The sequence below is a fragment of the Limnohabitans sp. genome, assembly GCF_044373035.1.
Classification (GTDB): domain Bacteria; phylum Pseudomonadota; class Gammaproteobacteria; order Burkholderiales; family Burkholderiaceae_C; genus Limnohabitans_A.
Genome location: NZ_JBILQU010000220.1, coordinates 1 through 2626, shown reverse-complemented (window position 1 = coordinate 2626; position 2626 = coordinate 1). Strand labels below are relative to the sequence as shown.

3 protein-coding genes are annotated in these 2626 nt (G+C 62.9%); 1 reads left to right on the top strand and 2 read right to left on the bottom strand.

Going from position 1 to position 2626, the window contains the following annotated elements:
* Positions 1 to 620 (top strand): hypothetical protein (locus tag ACIQ47_RS16170; RefSeq protein ID WP_396439053.1); only part of this gene is annotated, 620 nt, incomplete at its 5' end.
* On the opposite strand, the gene ACIQ47_RS16165 is transcribed toward ACIQ47_RS16170, so the two are convergent.
* A complete protein-coding gene (locus tag ACIQ47_RS16165; protein WP_396439052.1) occupies positions 621 to 1556 on the bottom strand; it encodes an alpha/beta hydrolase in 936 nt (311 codons plus the stop codon).
* Positions 1557 to 1722: 166 nt separating this feature from the next.
* Positions 1723 to 2475 (bottom strand): DUF4395 domain-containing protein, encoded by a 753-nt coding sequence (locus tag ACIQ47_RS16160; RefSeq protein WP_396439051.1) that lies wholly within the window; start codon positions 2473 to 2475, stop codon positions 1723 to 1725.
* Positions 2476 to 2626 lie beyond the last annotated feature (151 nt).

Below are 2626 nucleotides of genomic sequence, written 5' to 3'. Positions count from 1 at the left end.
GGCCCCCTCACCTTGTATGTATGGAATTCATCAGCCTGCTCTTCATTTTGGCCATGGGCATCCACTGGCTCAACACCCAGGGACAGCGCAAACGCACCGCCTTGCTGGCCGAGCAATTGCGCCCGTTTCAGATCGAAAAAAACATGGCCCAACTCACCGGCGCCTACATGCGGGCGCTGGGCGAGTCTGACTTGGCGCGGCAGCAACAGATCATGCAACTGCAAGAACAGGCCGAGCAACAGATGGCCCACGAGTTCCAAAGCCTGGCGCGCGAGTTTGCCAAGCTGCCCGCGCCGGTGGCGCGTGGCTTCAAAGTGGCGCTGCCTTACATCGACCAACTCTCACCCAGATTCACGTTTGACATGCGCCGCGTGCTGGAAGTGCACGCCCAAGGCATTGAACGGGCGGTGAACAACCTGCAAGGCCTGTCCACGAAAGACCGCTCGTTTCGCATGATGGGCGAGATGTTCTTGATGCAGCACAGCTGCCACTGGTTTTGCCGCTCCAAGACCATCGCCTCGGCCCGCATGGTGACCCAGCACCAAACCCGCTACGAGCAAGCGCTCGACGCCGTCAGCCCCGAAACCCGCCAGGCCTATCTGGCCGTGGTGCAAGGCTGATCAGCCCTGCTTCCAAGCGGTGCGCAGCGCCTGGGCGCACAGGGCCACCGCCGTGTTGGCCTCTTGCAGCACCCGCCCCATGGTGATGAAGCCGTGGATCTGGCGCTCAAAGCAGATGTATTGCGATGACACACCCGCCTGGCTCAGGGCATCGGCGTACATCAGGCCCTCATCGCGCAAAGGGTCGAACCCCGCCGTCAACACCAAGGCGGGCGGCAAGTGGGCGTGGCTGGTGGCCAGCTGCGGCGAGGCGCGCCAGTCTTGGGTGTCTTGCGGGCCGCGCAGGTAGTTGCCCGAATACCAGGCCATGGACTCACGCGTGAGCATGTAGCCTTGGCCGTTGGCTTGGTATGAAGCCGTGTCGGGCGCCATCAGGGTACTGGGGTAAATCAACAACTGCATGACCGGCTTGAGACCCAAGTCACGCAAGCCCAAACAGGCCGTTGCGGCCAAGTTGCCCCCGGCGCTGTCGCCGCCGATGGCGATGCGTGCAGGGTCAATGCCCAAAGTGGCCGCTTGCGAGGCCACCCACTGCCAGGCCGCCACCGCATCGTCGTAGGCCGCCGGAAACTTGTGCTCCGGCCCCATGCGGTAATCCACCGACACCACCACGCCATGGGCTTGCTGGCACAGCGAGCGGCACAGCACATCGTGCGTGTCCAAGTCTCCAATCGTCCAGCCGCCGCCATGCAGATACACCAAGGCGGGCATGGCCTGCGTGGCCCCACTCGGGTGGTACACCCGCACCGCGATGTCCACACCCGCGTGGTTGAACTGCAGGTCCTGCACACGGCCCACCTCGGGCGCATCGGGCTGGGTGAACGTGCGCCGCGCCCGGTAAGAAGCGCGGGCTTCGGCGGGTGTTTGCGTGTAAACCGGGGGGATGCCCTTTTCGCTCAACAAAGTCATCAGGGCTTGGGCTTGCGGGTCGAGCATGGGGGCACTCCGGTTGGGCGGGGACAGTGGGGTTCGATGGGGTGAGTGGCCAATTATGGCAACCCCAGCCGCTTGTGGGGCAGGCCCCATCATTCACCGCTCGTTTTCATCCCCCTCCAACAGACCGCCTTGAACTGGCGGTCCGTGAAGTCATGGTCAGGTCCTTTCAAAGACAGCCGTTGTGTTGTTTCCAGATGGTCTCGTGGCCCATGGCCTTGGCGAAATCGGGCACGCGGCAGCGCTCTTCTTCGCTGCCCGTGGGCTGGCTGGGTGCGCCGTGCATGGCAGGGTGGTGCATGCCGCGCAAGTCGGGGCCTTGCATGACCCAGCCCGCCACCGCCACCATGACCGCCACAAAACCCACCAACACCAGGGCTTGGCCCCAGTGCCCACCCGCGCCAGAGGGCGGTGTGTAGCGGCAAGTGCCGCCGGGGCACAGTTGGGCCTGTGCGGGGCGCAGCCAATCGTGCAGCTTGCAGCCGATGCAAATGCCGAACGCGGTTTCAAAAAACATCAGCAACAAACAAGCGCCACACACCAGCATGTTGATCGGCCCGATGCTGCGCTCGATCACCAGCAAATACATCATCCACAGGCCCAACGTCAAGCCGATGCCCCAGGCAAAGCGCTTTTGTGGCGCGCCCACATATTCAGGCTCTTGGCCGCGCACAACCCACTGGCCGAGGATCATGGCCGGGGCCCAGCGCGGGTTGACGAACAAACGGATGCCGAACTCGATCACAAAGGCCACCACAAACACCTGCGTGGTTTTGAATTGCCCCAGCAGCAGGGCCTGTGCAAACGCGGCAAAGGCCACAACAAACAAAATACCGGCGCTGGCGCGCACCGCACGTTCGTTGAACACGGGCACCGCGTATTCGGGCAGGGTTTGGCCAAAGGCAAAAAATGGGGTTTTCATGCGGGCAGTATGCGGCGCTGCAGTGCTTTCTCATATGATTTGAATCACATGAACACCACTGCCCCAGACCAGCGCTTGATTGACCTGTTGACCCCGGCCCTCTTGGCCGATTGCGAAGCGCTGCAGCTGCGCAAAGGCGAGCGTCTGTTTG